The sequence below is a fragment of the Shewanella holmiensis genome (genome assembly GCF_025370255.1).
Classification (GTDB): domain Bacteria; phylum Pseudomonadota; class Gammaproteobacteria; order Enterobacterales; family Shewanellaceae; genus Shewanella; species Shewanella holmiensis.
The window spans coordinates 271,448-289,237 of sequence record NZ_JAMTCD010000002.1; the positions used below are offsets into that span (position 1 = coordinate 271,448).

Annotated in this window: 12 protein-coding genes and 1 tRNA gene; 10 read left to right on the forward strand and 3 right to left on the reverse strand. The window is 42.2% G+C overall.

Annotated features, from left to right (window positions below):
- Nucleotides 1-18: 18 nt before the first annotated feature.
- A tRNA-Gly gene (locus NE535_RS02785) sits at nucleotides 19-94 on the reverse strand.
- A 136-nt stretch (nucleotides 95-230) separates the two neighbouring features.
- The gene (orn, locus tag NE535_RS02790; protein WP_261297168.1) at nucleotides 231-776 is read right to left on the reverse strand and encodes an oligoribonuclease; all 546 of its coding nucleotides are present in this window, start codon (nucleotides 774-776) and stop codon (nucleotides 231-233) included.
- Nucleotides 777-887: 111 nt separating this feature from the next.
- Here orn and rsgA point away from each other — a divergent pair, with 111 nt between their 5' ends.
- From rsgA to NE535_RS02840, 10 genes are all read left to right on the forward strand, one after another.
- A complete protein-coding gene (gene rsgA, locus NE535_RS02795; RefSeq protein WP_261297169.1) occupies nucleotides 888-1,952 on the forward strand; it encodes a small ribosomal subunit biogenesis GTPase RsgA in 1,065 nt (354 codons plus the stop codon).
- Nucleotides 1,953-2,045: 93 nt separating this feature from the next.
- Nucleotides 2,046-2,912: an archaetidylserine decarboxylase gene (gene asd, locus NE535_RS02800; protein ID WP_261297170.1), complete on the forward strand. Its 867-nt coding sequence runs from the start codon at nucleotides 2,046-2,048 to the stop codon at nucleotides 2,910-2,912.
- Nucleotides 2,913-2,923: 11 nt separating this feature from the next.
- Nucleotides 2,924-3,796: a DMT family transporter gene (locus tag NE535_RS02805; protein ID WP_261297171.1), complete on the forward strand. Its 873-nt coding sequence runs from the start codon at nucleotides 2,924-2,926 to the stop codon at nucleotides 3,794-3,796.
- A 48-nt stretch (nucleotides 3,797-3,844) separates the two neighbouring features.
- On the forward strand, nucleotides 3,845-7,060 hold the full coding sequence (locus tag NE535_RS02810) for a mechanosensitive ion channel domain-containing protein (RefSeq protein WP_261297172.1): 3,216 nt from the start codon (nucleotides 3,845-3,847) through the stop codon (nucleotides 7,058-7,060).
- A 22-nt stretch (nucleotides 7,061-7,082) separates the two neighbouring features.
- Nucleotides 7,083-7,814: a glycerophosphodiester phosphodiesterase gene (locus NE535_RS02815; RefSeq protein WP_261297173.1), complete on the forward strand. Its 732-nt coding sequence runs from the start codon at nucleotides 7,083-7,085 to the stop codon at nucleotides 7,812-7,814.
- Between the two features lie 76 nt (nucleotides 7,815-7,890).
- Nucleotides 7,891-8,607 (forward strand): ABC transporter ATP-binding protein, encoded by a 717-nt coding sequence (locus NE535_RS02820; RefSeq protein ID WP_261297174.1) that lies wholly within the window; start codon nucleotides 7,891-7,893, stop codon nucleotides 8,605-8,607.
- Nucleotides 8,608-8,613: 6 nt separating this feature from the next.
- Nucleotides 8,614-11,208, forward strand: a complete 2,595-nt coding sequence (locus NE535_RS02825; RefSeq protein WP_261297175.1) for an ABC transporter permease — start codon at nucleotides 8,614-8,616, stop codon at nucleotides 11,206-11,208.
- A complete protein-coding gene (locus NE535_RS02830; RefSeq protein WP_261297176.1) occupies nucleotides 11,208-12,362 on the forward strand; it encodes a lipocalin-like domain-containing protein in 1,155 nt (384 codons plus the stop codon). The genes NE535_RS02825 and NE535_RS02830 overlap by 1 nt, the downstream gene beginning before the upstream one ends.
- A gap of 259 nt (nucleotides 12,363-12,621) precedes the next feature.
- Nucleotides 12,622-15,105, forward strand: coding sequence for a nitrate reductase catalytic subunit NapA (gene napA / locus NE535_RS02835; protein ID WP_261297177.1), 2,484 nt, complete (start codon nucleotides 12,622-12,624; stop codon nucleotides 15,103-15,105).
- A 112-nt stretch (nucleotides 15,106-15,217) separates the two neighbouring features.
- On the forward strand, nucleotides 15,218-15,631 hold the full coding sequence (locus NE535_RS02840) for a nitrate reductase cytochrome c-type subunit (protein ID WP_261297178.1): 414 nt from the start codon (nucleotides 15,218-15,220) through the stop codon (nucleotides 15,629-15,631).
- A gap of 84 nt (nucleotides 15,632-15,715) precedes the next feature.
- Here the strand turns inward: NE535_RS02840 and NE535_RS02845 are convergent, their stop codons facing one another.
- Nucleotides 15,716-17,680, reverse strand: coding sequence for an alkyl/aryl-sulfatase (locus NE535_RS02845; protein WP_261297179.1), 1,965 nt, complete (start codon nucleotides 17,678-17,680; stop codon nucleotides 15,716-15,718).
- Nucleotides 17,681-17,790 lie beyond the last annotated feature (110 nt).

The following is a 17,790-nucleotide window of genomic DNA, read 5'->3' on the forward strand; positions in this document are numbered from 1 at the left end:
AATCTTAGCATTGAAATTTGGAGCGACATATCGGGTTCGAACCGATGACCTATACCTTGGCAAGGTATCGCTCTACCAACTGAGCTAATGTCGCAAACTTTCAAATTTCTGTTCTACTTTCTATGGTTCAGAGTTTGGCGCTCTGTAGAAAGTTGAGGCCGCATTATAGGTAATATTTACTATGCTGCAACCCCTTTTTTCACTCTTTTTACAAAAACTGAATCGTTTGCTTAAATTTTAAATACCTGGCTACGATAAAACTGCAATTCTGCAATCGATTCTTTGATGTCTTCTAACGCCTGATGAGTATTCTTCTTTGTAAAGCCATCCATAGTTGCAGGGCTCCAGCGGCGAACTAACTCTTTAATGGTACTTACATCAACATTGCGATAATGGAAATAATCTTCCAGTTCAAGCATGTACTTATTCAAAAAGCGACGATCTTGACCAATGCTATTACCGCACATTGGTGAAGCTCCCTTAGGAACATATTGAGATAAAAATGCAATGGTCTGCTCTATCGCATCTTGTTCAGAAACCTGACTAGCCTTGACGCGATCAATTAAACCTGACTCACCATGATGCTTTTGATTCCAGTCATCCATCCCCGCTAAAACAGCATCGGTTTGATGAATCGCTAAAACAGGTCCTTGAGCAATAATATTTAAATCTTGATCTGTCACTAAGGTAGCAATCTCAATAATTCTATCCACTTCAGGTTCAAGCCCCGTCATTTCAAGATCAACCCATATCAAATTTTTCGCATCAGCCGCCATTTGTTCGCCTTATTCTATCTATCGCCCTAAATTCAGGCTTTTTTATTTCATTGGGTGTATCATAATCCTTTTAAGACACAAAAAAATACCTTTATTGATGAAGATCTGCCTGTGAGTAAAAAGAAACCCCTAAGCCAAGGCCAATTAAGGCGCATGCGTGCCAATCAATCAAAACGATTAAAACGCTCCGATTCCGCCAGCGATAATGCTGACCTTCAAGATCATTTGCTCACACCAGAACAAGCTGGTGTGGTGATATCTCGTTTTGGACAACATGCGGACATTGAAACCCAAGATGGCACTATTACCCGTTGTAATATTCGCCGCGCCGTCACCAGCTTGGTTACTGGAGACAATGTTATCGTCCGTTTAGCGACTGAAGTACAATCAGGCTCCAATATTGGCGGGATTGTAGAGGCGGTACATCCTCGAAAATCGTCTCTAACACGCCCAGACCTCTATGATGGCGTTAAAATTATTGCCGCCAACATTGACCAAATTCTAATTGTGTCATCGGTTTTACCTAGCTTCACAACTCAAATTATCGACAGATACCTAGTTGCCTGTGAAGATACCGATATCGCACCTGTTATAGTACTAAACAAAATTGATTTATTGACCGATGAGAATCGTCCTGAAATTGAGCAGGCACTTAATCGTTATCGTGAAATTGGTTATCAAGTTTATCAACTCAGTAGCCATACGGGTGAAGGGATTGACGATCTAAAAGCATTATTGAAAGATAAAGTCAGTGTATTTGCAGGTCAATCTGGTGTCGGTAAATCATCGGTGATCAATGCATTAATGCCTGAAGCTGATTTATTAATTGGCGATGTATCTGATAATTCAGGTTTAGGCCAACATACGACTACCACAGCTAAATTATTACATTTTGCCAGTGGCGGGGATTTAATTGATTCTCCGGGAGTACGTGAGTTTGCCCTATGGCATTTAGATGCACAAAGAGTCGGTTGGTGCTTTATCGAGTTTAGAGACTTTTTAGGCACCTGCAAATTCAGAGACTGTAAACATGGGGATGACCCTGGTTGCGCGCTGCAAGAAGCGTTAAAAGAAGGCAAAATAGCCCAAGATAGGTTTTATAATTACAGCCGTATTATTGCCAGTCTTGACGAGCAACGCCATGCTCGACATTTTCGAGCCATCGATGATATCTAAATGAATCATGTGACTCATTGCTTAATAAATATAATAAAATAATCCAACAACCAATATTTTGGTAAAACGACATAAAAAAGTAAGGGAATTCAATTGGACTCATTAAAAATTGCGTTGCAATACATTATGCCAAAACACTTTTTATCACGCTTAGTAGGTAAATTTGCAGCTGCTGAAGCCGGTGTATTAACCACTGCATTTATTAAATGGTTTATCAAACAATACAAAATTGATATGTCTGAAGCCGCTAAAAGTGAGCCAGAAGCCTACAATACATTTAATGCTTTTTTCACCCGTGAATTAAAGCAAGGTTTACGTCCAATAAACCAGCAAGCAAGCATCATGGCACACCCCGTTGATGGTGCTGTCAGTCAATGTGGTCCTATTGAAGCTGGCAATATTTTTCAGGCTAAAGGACATAGCTACACGTCACAAGCCTTGCTAGGTGGTGATAAAGCTGATGCTGAACGTTTTGATGGTGGCGACTTTGCCACAATTTATCTTGCACCTAAAGATTACCATCGGATTCATATGCCGATAAAAGGCACCCTATCTAAAATGACCTATGTACCGGGTGATTTATTTTCCGTTAACCCACTAACAGCACAAAATGTACCAGGATTATTTGCTCGTAATGAACGTGTTGTGGCCATTTTTGAAACAGAAATAGGCCCATTAGCCATGGTGCTAGTTGGCGCAACTATCGTGGCCAGTATTGAAACGGTATGGGCGGGAACGGTAACGCCACCTGGTGGCAAGCAAGTATTTAGCTGGGATTACCCAACAACAGGACCGGAAGCATTAACATTAGACAAAGGCGCTGAAATGGGGCGTTTTAAGTTAGGCAGTACGGTTGTTATGCTGTTTGCTCAAGATGCAATTGACACCTTTGCTGATGGTGTTGAACCAGGCGAGACCACGCGTATGGGTCAAGCTTTTGCAAACATTAACCTTAAATAACCAGTGTTAATGTGACAACTGTTAACCCTCGCTCAGGTCTTATTGAAGTCCATTTAGCCGTACTACTGTTTGGTGGTACGGCGTTATTCTCTAAGCTTATTCCGCTAAGTGCACTTAATATTACTTTTTTGCGCTGTGCGGTTGCGGCGTTAGTGCTGGCATTATTAGTCAAAGCCAGTAAACAAACTCTAACGCTAAGACATAAAAATGATTACTTCATTGCCATCTTGCTTGGCGTATTAGTTAGCTGCCACTGGGTCACCTACTTTGCCGCAATGCAACTGTCCTCTGTTGCAATAGGGATGATCGCTTTTTTTACTTATCCTGTGATGACAGTCTTAATTGAACCCTTCATAAACCGAACCCAATTAAAAGTGGTTGATGTTTTATCAGGTATGGCTGTATTGGTTGGTGTGATACTGCTAATCCCCGAGCCCAACCTCGACAACGATATTACCTTAGGTATTATCATTGGCGTCATATCGGCAATGTTATTTACCGCACGTAATTTGCTGCATAAACGCTACTTCACCGGTTATAGCGGCCCTCACGCCATGTTTTATCAAACCTTGGTTGCCGTCGTATTTTTAAGCCCCTGGCAAGATGTGACCTTGGCAGACTTAAATCAGCAAACGGTGGGATTAATTATTTTATTAGGGGTTGTGTTTACTGCAGCGCCACATGCATTATTCACTACAGCATTACGCTATTTAAGTGCTAAAACAGTAGGATTAGTGTCATGCTTACAACCTTTTTATGGTGCTATGTTGGCCTTAATTATTCTTGATGAGCAATTGAGTACTAGAACTTTATTTGGCGGTGCCATTATCGTCGCCACAGCCTTATTTGAAACACAACAAAGTCATCAAAAAAATAAGCGCTAACAATAGTTCTTTGCTACTATCCCCATGTCTTTCTTAGAGCTTATTATTATGTTACGTCTGACTAAAACATTGCTCATCTTCATTTTAACCCTCGGCTTTACCTCGTTAAGCTGGGCGAATTCTCCGTTGCAATTAAATAAACCTTTTGGCTTGAACCAAGCTAATAGCCAGCCTGCTGCGTTAGATATCAATACGCAGATAGCAACACTCAAGGACCTCATCAGTCAATCTTCGGCAGAAGAGCAGCATTTTTTAAAAATGGATAAAAACAGTGCTAGTAAAAAAAGAGCACTCGAAAGACAGGTTAACGCCCCTAATATTGCTCCTAAATTAAAAACAGACACCAGTATTACAGAGCAGACATCAACCGCATATCAAACGTTATCGGCCTTAAAACAAACCGATACAGACTTAAATGAACAACTCAACGCCTTAATTGCTCGCCAACGGTTGCTCCCTAATTTGCTGACTCAAATTGAAGCAGCAATCAGCCAACAGAATAAAACTCTAGCCCCTCCTCTGGAGACACCTGTCGGCGAGCGCTATGAGCTTCAAACCCGTTTATTGCTTCAACAAAAGGCCAGTTTAGCAGCTGAATTAGATACCAGTCCAAAGCAAGCAGAAATTATCCGCTTACGTCAGCAACTGAATCGTTTGCAGCTTAACCAACAAGAAGGGCTCATTGAGCTAATAAACCATCACAACATTGAAAATCGTCAACAAAAAACGGCTTCTACTCTAGCGGTTAACTTGATTGAGCAGCAGCAATTTTCAGACCCACTGTCTCAGCAAATTCACTCATACAATCAAGAGCTCGGCGAACGTTTAATATCGTTGAACAGTAAAATATCAAACTCGATTGATTTACAAGAACAAACGGAAAAACGCTATCAAAGGTTGGCACTGCAATTAACCAATGTTCAGGAGCAACTGACGTGGGTAAAAAGTAATGCGACTTTTGGTGAGCGATTTCTAGAAATATTACATTCATTACCTAAACCTCCTAATCAGGAACTATTACAAAGTGATATCACAGATAGTCGCTTTGAGCGTTACCAATTAGAGCAACAGCAATCAGCTAATGCACAACAACTCAGCGCTGCAAATATGCTGAGTGAAGAACAAATAGCCGTACTGCGATCACAACAAACGTTAATAGACCAATTAATTGAAAGCTATGATCATTACTTATCAGAGCTGGCGAAACTGAACATCAGTTATGACCAATATATTGTTTTGCATGAGACCCTCAAAAACACCCTAAATGAACAATTATTCTGGGTACCCAATGCCGCACCTATCAACACCTTATGGCTTAAGGATTTAACACAAAGTGGCTTGTGGTTATTTCAAGATGCGCAATGGCAGCAGTTAATCGATTCTTTGCACAATTATGACTATCCATGGGCATGGTGGATTATCATTGTCATCCTGTGTTTTATGGCACAAGATTTATTAACCCCCCATTTTAATCAAGTCATGCATCGATATAGTGAATATGTCGGTAATGTGACCCAGGATAAATTTAAATACACTGTAAAAGCCTTAGTTTTTACACTTATTTATTCCATATTTAAACCGCTTCCCATCTTACTGGCGGGGATCATTTTATTTGATTCATCGAATAACTTTACCCATGCCATCGGTGCTGGTGTGTTATCTATCGGTGTGGTTTACCTCATTTATCAATTTGCGTTTATATTGTCTCAAGATAAAGGCATCTTAATTAGCCACTTTGGCAGCCCCAAAGATCTCATCCAAGACTCCCATAACAAACTCCAAACCTTGATGATTTTCTCATTGCCGGTTATTGGTATTTTGGGATTTACAGAAGCGATTGATAATACGACGTTTAGAAATAGCATTGGCCGCGGAGCCTTCATTTTTTTCTGTTACATATTATGGTTAATGTATAAGTTTTTACTGGGTACTATTCAACAATATCGCAGTGATAAACTCGATAACCTCAACATGAAAATGTTCCAAAAAATCATGTGGACTATATTGCTTTCAGCGCCAATCATCAGCGCCGTGCTCTCGGTGATAGGGTATTACTACACCGCGTTCCAAATGCTGATCCAATTACAAATATCGCTTCTTTTTGGTTTCGGTTTTTTATTGGTGTATCAACTAATTAAAAGATGGATGCTCATTGAACGCCGCCTGATCGCATTTGATCGAGCAAAAGCCAAAAGAGCAGAGCGTATTGCCCTAAGAGAAAGAGAAGGTGCTAACGATATTGAATCTCTCGATAATTTTGAAGAGCCAGTAGTCGACTTAGAAACCATATCCAGTCAATCACTCGATTTGGTAAGATCACTGCTTATTTTGGCCTTTTTTGCCACCACTTTAGCCTGGTTATCACAAACCCATACCGCGTTACTGCCATTTTTAGATGGCATTACCTTATGGACCACCACAACCAATTTAAATGGTATTGAACAACTTTTACCTATTACCTTAAAGTCACTGTGTATCAGCGGTATTATCATCGGTTTATCGGTAATGATATCCAGAAACCTCCCCGGTTTATTAGAGCTTACCTTGTTACAGCGTCTGGATTTATCGACTGGAACTGGATTTGCGATTACCACCGTCAGCAGCTATTTGGTGCTGTTTATTGGTACGTTAGCAAGTTTTGGCTCCTTAGGTATGGAGTGGTCAAAACTGCAATGGCTAGTCGCCGCACTTTCAGTTGGTTTAGGTTTTGGCTTGCAAGAAATTTTCGCCAATTTTATCTCAGGTTTAATCATCTTATTCGAAAAGCCGATTCGAATTGGTGATACCGTCACTATTCGTGATTTAAGCGGCACGGTAAGTAAAATTAAAATCCGAGCAACGACAATTGTTGATTGGGATAGAAAAGAAATTATTGTCCCCAACAAAGCCTTTATTACTGAACAATTAGTTAATTGGTCATTGTCTGACCCCATTACGCGCGTCATTGTCACCGTTAACGTAGCCAGAGATTCAGACCCCAATAAAGTTGAAATGCTATTACGTCAGGTGGTGAGTGAATGTGAATTTGCATTAAAAATACCAGAACCTGATGTTTGGTTTGCTGGTTTTGGCAGTCACACGTTAAACTTTGAAGTGCGCACCTATGCAAAAGATATGGATGCACGCTGGCCACTTCGTCATTCATTGCATAAACAAGTAGTGCAAAAGCTCAAAGACAATCATGTGGAATTAGCTTATCCACAAATGGATTTACATATTAATCAGAAACCGTCTGAAAATAAGTCAGTCTTTACAAAACCATAATCAATAACACTGAGGCTAACCTATGTTGATATTTGCCCATCGAGGCGCAAGTGGTTATCAAACTGAAAACACATTAGCCTCCATGCAAGCTGCATTAGACCTTGGCGTCGAGGCGGTGGAACTTGATGTCCACAATGTGGAAGGGCAATTGATTGTATTTCATGACCGCCGTCTTGAAAGCAAATCGACGGGTAACGGCTTAATCAAACAAAAAACGCTTGCTGAATTACAACACATCAACATAAAAGGACACCCGATCCCGACGTTGTGGCAGGTGTTGAGCTTGATAAACGGTCAATGTATCGTCAACATAGAACTAAAAGGCGATAACACCGTCGCGCCTATGTTAGCCATGTATGATGATGTTATTAGTCAGCTAAACTTTACCCCTGATCAGTTGCTTTTTAGCTCTTTTAATCATCCCTATCTAGCCCAACTTAAACAGGCTAAGCCTCACGCCTATGTCGCCCCATTACTGGGCGGCATCCCCCTTGATTTAGCAAAGTCGGTCAGCGATTTAAAAGCATATTCATTGCATATCGATTTGGGGTTTATCAGTCAGGCACTGATTGATGACGCCCACCAGCGTGGCGCTAAAGTGTACGTGTATACGGTAGATAATCCTGATGACATTCGCGCATTACAAGCGATAGGCGTTGATGGGGTGTTTAGTAATTATCCCGATAGAGCCAAAGCGGCGATAACAACCAATGAAAACCAATATCACGGCTGGTTTGAGTCAGGGGTAAACTAAATGATCGCTCGCCGCTAAACGGACGTACCCTTAATGGACAAAAGACATTAAATGGCGTACATAAACAAGGACAAGTATGAGCATTATTGTTGCACTGAAAAATATCAACAAAGGCTTTAAAGATGGCAGTACATTTCATCAAGTGCTTGATGATGTCAGCTTAAGCTTGCATCAGGGACAGACTGTCGCCTTAACCGGCCCAAGTGGCAGCGGTAAAAGCACTTTGTTAAATATCATTGCCGGTTTTGAACACTTAGACTCTGGTCAGCTATTACTGCCATCAGCCACAAATACCCTCGCTTCAATCCACTTAGATGACACCTCGCCATGGCAAGATCAACACTGGAGCCGATTTAGGCGTCAGTCACTCGGCGTCGTATTTCAACAATTTAATTTACTCACGCCTTTGAATGTCAAAGATAACATCAGTTTTTCTTTGTCATTAAATCAGCAAGCATGGAGCCCATGGTGTGATGATTTATGTGAGCAATTAGGCATAGTTGAGCTGTTATCTCGTCCTGTAGAAACTTTATCAGGTGGTCAGCAACAACGCGTTGCCATTGCTAGAGCCCTCGCCCACAAGCCGCAATTACTGTTAGCAGATGAACCTACAGGTAATTTAGATGAGCAAGCAGGGATGCAGGTAATGGCACTGTTAACGGATTTAGCCAAACAATCCAATACGTGTATTCTAATGGTTACCCACAGTGATCAATGCGCCGCCTTTATGCAAACTCGCTGGCATCTGCAACAAGGGCATATTATTGAAACCCATGTTCATGCATCGGCGTAATTACCTATGACACTTTCATTGCCACTTATATATCGCAGCTTAGGGGTTTTCAGTCGTCATTACCTTAAGGCGCCTATTCAAGCCAGTGCCATTTTATTGGGCATCATTCTCGCCGTCACCCTGTTAATAGGCGTCAAAGCCACCAATGAAAATGCTAAACAAAGCTACGGCAATGCCACCGAATTACTTAGCCAGCGTGCGAGCTTTTACCTCAGTAATAACGATCAAACCAGTATTGATGAAGGTGTTTATTTCGCCCTACGCCGTGCAGGTATTCCGGCATTAGCCGTCATAGAAGGTATCGTGAGTGATCCCCAAGGACGTTCATGGAAAGTCACAGGCAGCGATATTATGGCTGCGGTATCAATTAAGCCAACATCTCCCCCCCAAACAGCTTCTCCAACGTCGCCCCCCCCATCAAAATCAATACCACTGGAGCGCTTGTTAAACGGCCATGCTGCGGTGATGATGTCAGCTAGTGTGGTTGATAGAGTGAATGCATTGGCCAAAGGGCCATTAGTACTAAATGATATTCCGCTTGAGCTGATTGCAGTAGAAGAAAGCCTTGGCTTAGGTAATAACATGTTAGCGGATATCTCATTTGCTCAGCAGTTATTGCAAATGCCTGATCAGTTAAGTTATATCGCGGTATTTTTTCCCAAAAAAACCGACGTCGTCGATATCGAGGCGCAAACAAACATCATCATTAATGCGCTCGAAGATGCCAAACTGGATAGCCGCCAAATCAGCATAAATCGTCAAGATGATGGTGAGTCGCTCAGCGCACTGACCAATAGTTTTCATCTGAATTTAGATGCAATGAGTATGCTCGCCTTTGTTGTGGGATTATTCATTGCCTATAACGGGGTGCGCTACAGTTTGATGAAGAGACAAAAGTTGTTCATTCAACTGCTCCAGATGGGAATAGGCCGCCATAATTTACTTTGTGCACTTGTGGTTGAAATCGTCTTGCTGGTTGTTATTGGCAGCATTGTCGGCTTTATTATGGGACTGCAACTCTCACAATGGTTACAACCCATGGTTGCGATGACATTAGCACAAATATACGGTGCTAAACTCTTACCCGGTTTGTGGCAATGGCAGTGGTTTGCTCAGGGGTTGGGGCTAACTTTATTCGCCTCATTAGCCGCGTGTTGGCCATTACTATTGCAATTATCACGGGTTCCGCTGGCTCAGGGAGGACAACGTCAGGCTCAGTTAATGCCGTTTGAAAAACTATTCAAACGCCAAGCGTTTGCGGCCTGCCTAATATTAGCGACAACTGCACTACTGTTTAGTATTACCACCCAATATAAACTCAGTTTACTTTTACTAGGGTTAGTGACAATTGCCATTCCATTACTTTTACCAATGACTATCAATGTCTGTGTAAAACTAATATTACCTTTTATGCCAAAAGGAATTTGGCATTACGTGGTTGCTGAAACAAAAGAGATTATCGCCCCGCTTTCTTTAGCCATGATGGCAATATTGTTAGCATTATGTGCCAACATCTCCATGAACACCTTAGTGGGCAGCTTTGAAGTCACCCTAAAACAGTGGTTAGATGCTAGGCTTCATGCTGATTTATATATCAAGCCTAATCCCAATGCTATCCCTGAAATTAATGCATGGCTGCAAGCCGAACCTAAGGTCAGTGCGATATATCAACAATGGAGCACCAAAGCCAAGCTTGAAGTTAAGACTCAATCATCGGTGCCTATTAACTTAGTCAGCAGAGATATTTACTCTATCAAACACACCACAGCATTTAAGTCCCCCAGCACAAGGTCTGCATTATTCTGGCAACAATTCCAACAGGGGCAAACGGTACTGATCAGCGAGCCTTTATCAATAAAATACCAACTCAATGTGGGCGATAGAATTAAAATAGACAAACTACATAACCAGTCTTCTAAAACATCTGCAGCTATACAGACTCAAGCAACACCCGAATTCATCATTAGTGGGATCTATTTCGATTACGGTAACCCCGTTGGTGAAGTCATCATTGCTCCGAGTGTTTGGCAACAACATGCATTGCCACTCCAGCCCATCAGTTTAGCGGTTAATTACCAGGGTAACATTGAAGCACTACAGCAAGAATTGATCACCCAACAAGGGTTATCATCTGCTCACATGTATAGCCAACAAAGCATTAAAGATGAAGCCATTAAAATGTTCACCAAAACCTTTTCGATAACCGTCGTACTGAATAGCTTAACCTTAATGGTCGCAACCATTGGCTTGTTTAGTGCTTGTATTATGCTGACTCAAGCAAGGCTAGCACCTTTAGCAAGGTTGTATGCGTTAGGGGTGAGTAGAACACAACTCAGAGTGATGGTGACCTCTCAGATGATGTTAATTGTATTATTTACCTGCTTGCTTGCACTGCCCATGGGAGCAATATTAGGTTATTTACTTATTAACAAAGTTACCTTACAAGCCTTTGGCTGGACCATTGCCATGCTATGGGACTGGCCTGCATATGGACGCGTTGTCGTAATCGCAATGATAAGTTGTCTGGTTGCTGTGGCGTTACCTTTATATTGGCAAACACGTAAGCCACTCATAAGTAGCCTGCAACAGGAGTCATTATAATGAACCGCTTACGCACGATATTACTTTGTGGTTTGACGCTGCTTGGTTTGATGCTATGCACGAGTGGTTGCCAACCTAATGCGCAAAAAAATGACCATAATGATAAGCAAAATTCTGGCATTTCGATGGGTAAGTTATTAGCCGCAGATGATGCTTTATTACAATACCATCAAGTGAGTAGAGATAATCGCATTGAGTTTCCTAAAGATCATTTACCCCACGAAGGATACCGGATCGAATGGTGGTATATCACTGCCAATCTAACCACTTCAGAAGGTGAGCAAGTCGGTATTCAATGGACTCAATTTCGCAGCGCATTAAGTCCTCCAGACACACAAGAATCGAGCCCAAAATCGGCATGGGCGACTAATCAGATGTTTATGGCGCACGCCGCGCTTACAACCCAAACGAAACATTATAGCGCGGAAAAGTTTTCCCGTAGTCACCCTGAGTTTGCCCATGTCAGTGCCGTTCCCTTTTCAATTTACCTAGAAAATTGGCGCTGGCAAAGTGAAACTCAACACCCCTTCCCGGCCACCTTGAGTGTTGAAGAGCCTGAATTTGCATATCAACTCGAACTCAACAGCACGGCGCAATGGCAGTTGCAAGGCGATCAAGGATTCAGCGTAAAAAGTGCTGATGCACAAGTCGCCTCGCATTATTACAGCCAGCCTTATATTGAAGTCACGGGCACCATCACCCGTGAAGGTAAGACAGTGTCTGTATCAGGGGATGCCTGGCTAGATAGGGAGTGGAGTTCACAGTTATTAACCCAAAGCCAACAAGGATGGGATTGGTTTTCTATCCGCCTCAATGCACAACAAACGTTAATGATGTTCAGGTTAAGAGGCCAACATCCACAAGATAGCTTTTATAGTGCCAGACTGATGTTCGCTGACGGCACTGGCCGCAATATTAACAGCGCGACTCACCCCGATGATATCGTCATGCAGCCAATATCGTGGCATACCCAAAATAACACTCGCTACCCAACAGCCTGGAAAATCGACATTCACAGTGAAAACATTCATATTGCCACCCAAGCCTTAAACCCTAGTAGCGAGATGTCACTATCCACCACTTACTGGGAGGGGCCGATAAAAATCAGCGGCTCACATTCGGGCAAAGGGTATATGGAGCTAACTGGGTATTAATCACGACCAATAACACTCCTTTATGAGTATGCTAACTATTTAGCTAGGACTCTATAAAAGCGTTATCTAAATCAGCATTTTCATTAGTAATAAAATGGGATCTACCTCACGCTAAAAAATGTGACATCGAGCAACTATTAATCAGTATACCCATTCAGGGGTATACCCTTACAAATTATCAGGTTTACACTCAATAACATAACAAACATGAATTACATGTGTATTTGTGAGTTTAAATCAATAAAGAGTGAGGGACACCATGAGCATAAGCCGTCGCGAGTTTCTAAAGGCCAACGCAGCTGCAGCAGCAGCCTCTGCCGTTGGCTTAGCAATACCTATTAGTGTCGTGAACGCTGCCGAAGGTAGCAATGACGTCAAATGGGACAAAGCCCCGTGTCGTTTTTGCGGCGTGGGTTGTAGCGTTTTAGTGGGAACCAAAGGCGGCAAAGTTGTTGCTACCCAGGGTGACCCAGAAAGCCCAGTCAACAAAGGCCTTAACTGTGTTAAAGGCTACTTCCTATCAAAAATCATGTATGGCAAAGACCGCCTAACATCTCCTTTATTGCGCATGAAAGATGGCAAATACCACAAAGAAGGTGAATTCACTCCTGTAAGCTGGGATGTTGCACTTGATACTATGGCCGACAAATGGAAAGCCAGTATTGCCAAAAAAGGCCCAACCTCTGTAGGTATGTTTGGTTCTGGACAATGGACAATTTGGGAAGGCTACGCTGCAGCTAAACTGCATAAAGCCGGCTTTTTAACTAACAACCTAGATCCAAATGCTCGCCACTGTATGGCATCTGCGGTAGGCGGTTTTATGCGTACCTTTGGTATTGATGAACCAATGGGATGTTATGACGACTTAGAAGCGGCTGATCATTTCGTGCTTTGGGGCGCGAACATGGCTGAGATGCACCCTATTTTATGGGCACGTCTTACTGACCGTCGTTTAAGCCATAAAGATGCTCGCGTTCATGTGTTATCAACCTTTGAAAACCGCAGCTTTGATCTTGCTGATAACCCAATGATTTTCAAACCACAAACGGACTTAGTCTTACTTAACTATATTGCTAACTACATTATTCAAAATAATGCTGTAAACAAAGACTTCGTTACCAAGCACACCAAATTTGCCCTTGGTGTCACCGACATTGGTTATGGTTTACGTCCTGAGCATCCGCTACAGAAAAAAGCTAAAAACCCTGACAACGGTGGAGCAACCCCAATTAGCTTCGAGGAATATGCTAAATTTGTTAGCACTTACACCGCTGAGTACGCATCTAAAATGAGTGGTGTACCGGTTGAAAGCCTTGAAACTATGGCCAAAGCTTATGCCGATCCTAACATCAAAGTGATGAGCTTGTGGACCATGGGTATTAACCAGCACACCCGTGGAGTGTGGGCTAATAACATGCTTTACAACATCCACTTGTTAACCGGTAAAATTGCCACACCAGGGAACAGTCCGTTTTCATTAACAGGTCAACCTTCAGCTTGTGGTACTGCACGTGAAGTCGGAACATTTGCCCATCGTCTACCTGCTGACATGGTGGTAAATAACGATAAGCACCGTGAAATTACCGAAAAACTATGGCAACTTCCTGCAGGCGCTATTCCGCCAAAACCAGGTTACCATGCCGTACTTCAAAGCCGTATGCTTAAAGATGGTAAGCTCAATTGTTACTGGACTATGTGTACTAACAATATGCAAGCTGGCCCTAACATCAATGATGAAATTTACCCAGGGTTCCGTAACCCTGAAAACTTTATTGTTGTATCAGACCCATACCCAACCGTAACCGCAACCGCCGCCGACCTTATCCTCCCAACAGCAATGTGGGTAGAAAAAGAAGGTGCTTACGGTAACGCCGAACGCCGTACCCATATGTGGCATCAACAAGTGCCTACACCTGAAGGCGCAAAATCTGATCTATGGCAATTAGTTGAGTTCTCAAAACGCTTTAAAGTATCTGAAGTTTGGCCAGCTGAACTTATCGCTAAAAAGCCTGAGTATGCAGATAAAACCTTATACGACATTCTGTTTGCAAATGGTGTTGTGAATAAGTTCCCTGCATCTGAATGTAAAGGCGCCTATAACGACGAGAGCAAAGACTTCGGCTTCTATCTGCAAAAAGGTCTGTTTGAAGAATATGCGCAGTTTGGCCGTGGCCATGCGCACGATTTGGATACCTTTGACAACTACCATGAAAACCGTGGTAAACGTTGGCCTGTTGTTGACGGTAAAGAAACACTACGTCGCTTTGTTGAAGGCAGCGATCCCTACGTTAAGGCTGGCGAAGGGTTTAACTTCTATGGCAAGCCAGACGGTAAAGCTGTCATTTTTGCACTGCCATATGAGCCTGCAGCAGAAGAGCCTAACAGCGAATATGATTTATGGATGTCAACGGGTCGTGTTCTTGAACACTGGCACACTGCATCGATGACCGCCCGTGTACCTGAGCTACACAAAGCTTATCCTGATGCACAAATCTTTATGCATCCTGAAGATGCTAAAGCGCGCGGCGTCAATCGTGGTGATGAAGTCATTGTGGCCTCACCACGCGGTGAAATCAAAACACGCGTTGAAACCAAAGGCCGTAACAAGCCACCTAGAGGTGTGGTGTTCATGCCATTCTTCGATGCTAGACAGCTTGTAAACAAACTATTGTTAGATGCAACTGACCCGTTATCGAAAGAGACTGACTTCAAAAAATGCCCTGTTAAGGTCATGAAAGCATAAGTCAGGTACACCATTAAAGATGTGGTGAGTTTAGGCTAATTAGCGTGACTTGATTAGCCGCTCACCACGACAAGAATTTGAAACATTCATCTAGGATGTTACGGAGTAAAACATGAAAATATTATTGAGTGTGGCGACATTAGTCCTTGGTTTAACCGCCTTTGGTGGACAAGCTGAAACCGCGTCTGTAGAGGTTAAATCATTACGCCAGGCTGAAGTCAGTACAACATTATCTGCTGATGCTGTGCCGACTTACCCAAGTAAAGGCAAAGCGATTGAACGTACCTTTATCCATCAGCCACCATTGATCCCGCATAAAGACAGCTATTCTATTACCACCAAAAAGAATGGGTGCCTAACCTGTCATAGCACAGAAAAAGCGACCAAGATGAAAGCCACTGCGGTTGATAAATCTCATCTTGAGGCTGATGGAAAATTTAACAATGAATACTACTTCTGTGTTCAGTGTCATGTCGCACAAGCTGACAATAAAGACGCTATCGTGGGCAACAACCACAGCAAATAAGCTTGATGAATAACTAAAAAATGCCACTTCATTTGAAGTGGCATTTTTATTGGTTAAATATCTAATCTTAAATGAGGTTTCTGGTTATGGCATCACAACATTAAACCAAAAATTGTAATCATCTAACATGGCTAAAAATGAGCTAAATAAAGCTTTATCACCAGCCATTTTAATGTCGCCATTCTTAATCGCATCATCAAAAGACATTTCTTTTAATTGAATACGATTCATGGTTTTCATACTCATGACCAACGCCACATCTGGGTCTTTCACCTGATTTTTACTATGATGTAAAACTGCATTTTCAACGGTCAATGTGAAGTTTTGCTTCAGATCAGTAAAGTCGATATTAATATCAATATTTTTACCTTCCGCTTTAGCTGGATCAAGCCTAACGGCAAGATAGTCAAACAACATTTCTGGGGTCATAGCGCGAATAGTATCTGGTGTAGCCGTTTGAGTGCCACCAGCTGAAGGAATGCCGTTGCGTAACTCATAAGCGCCTTGTAAATACACCGAGCGCCATGGGCCTGACTCAGCTTGATATCCTAACTGCTCAAGGCTATCTGCCAGTAATTCTTTAGCTTCCGTACTATTAACGTTCGCAAACACAGCATGTTTCATGACTTCAGCAACCCAACGGTATTCACCTTTGGTAAATGAGTCACGCGCTTTAGCAATCACCGCTTTTTCACCGCCCATATATTCCATATATTTTTTGGCGACTTGCTCTGGCGGTAAATTATTTAAATTTGCTGGATTACCATCATACCACCCCATATAACGTTGATATACCGCACGGCTGTTATGGCGTAAGGTGCCGTAATAGCCTCGTGTAGCCCAGTTTTGCTCAAGTTCGGCAGGCAATTTGATCATTTCTGAAATCTCTTCCCCCGTATAACCTTGGTTCATTAACCTTACAGATTGATCATGGGTAAACTTATAAATATCACGTTGCTTTTTAAAGTAAGGAACAATATTTTTACTTTCCCATAATGGCCAATGATGACTTTGGAACTTGACCTCAACCTTATCACCCCAAAGGTTAATAGTTTCATCTAAAAAGCTGGACCAAATTAGCGCATCACGCACCTGAGCACCACGCAGGGTTAAAATATTATGCATGGTATTGGTAGTATTTTCTGCCATCCATAATGCTTTAAACTGTGGGAACCAAGTATTCATTTCAGCTGGCGCTTCCGTACCGGGCGTCATCTGAAATACCATTTCAACACCATCAACGGTCACTGATTCACCCGTTTTGGTAATTTCTTTGCTCGGCACAAGCAATCCTGCTAAACCAGTAGAAACCGTCATGCCTAAACCACCGTTAACACCGCCTTTGGCATTTCGAGGTAACAAGGCCCCGTACATATATACAGCACGACGTCCCATGGCATTACCCGCTATCACATTCTCAGAAACCGCATGCTCTGTAAAATGTTCTGGCGCGATCACTTGCACTTTACCCGAGGCCACATCATCGGCTGTTGCAAGGCCAGTTGCACCGCCGTAGTGATCAATATGACTATGGCTATAGACAATGGCAACCACAGGGCGTGGACCGAGTTGTTGATTAATAAAATCCAGAGCCGCTTTAGCTGTTTCAGGTGAGATAAGTGGATCAAATACGATCCAACCCGTTTTCCCTTTAATAAAGGTAATATTACTTAAATCGAAACTCCGAATCTGATAAATATTTTCACGAACCTCAAATAGACCATGCTGCATCACTAATTGAGAATTTCGCCACAAACTTGGATTCACGGTATCAGGGGCGGATTTTTCTTCACTGATGTAGGTCTTGTATTGCTCAAGATCCCAAACAACATTTCCTTTAGCATCCTTAATAGTAACAACATCAGGCTTGGCAATAAAACCACGTTTGGCATTTTCAAAATCTTGTTTATCACTAAATGGCAACGCTTCTAGTACAGCATTATTAGCTTGTTTTGTATGGTCGGTGGCGGGTTTAGGTTGGGTTGCAGCAACAGTATCAAATGAAACTGCAAGTGAAAGCATGGCAGCAGAAAGATGTAACAACTTCATGTAAAACTCCTTTTCACAAAAACTTATTGAATCTGATTAAATTTAAACCACTTTACAGTTTAATTCTATTATTTAATTTTTATCTTGCTTTACAAATGTTCACTACTGCC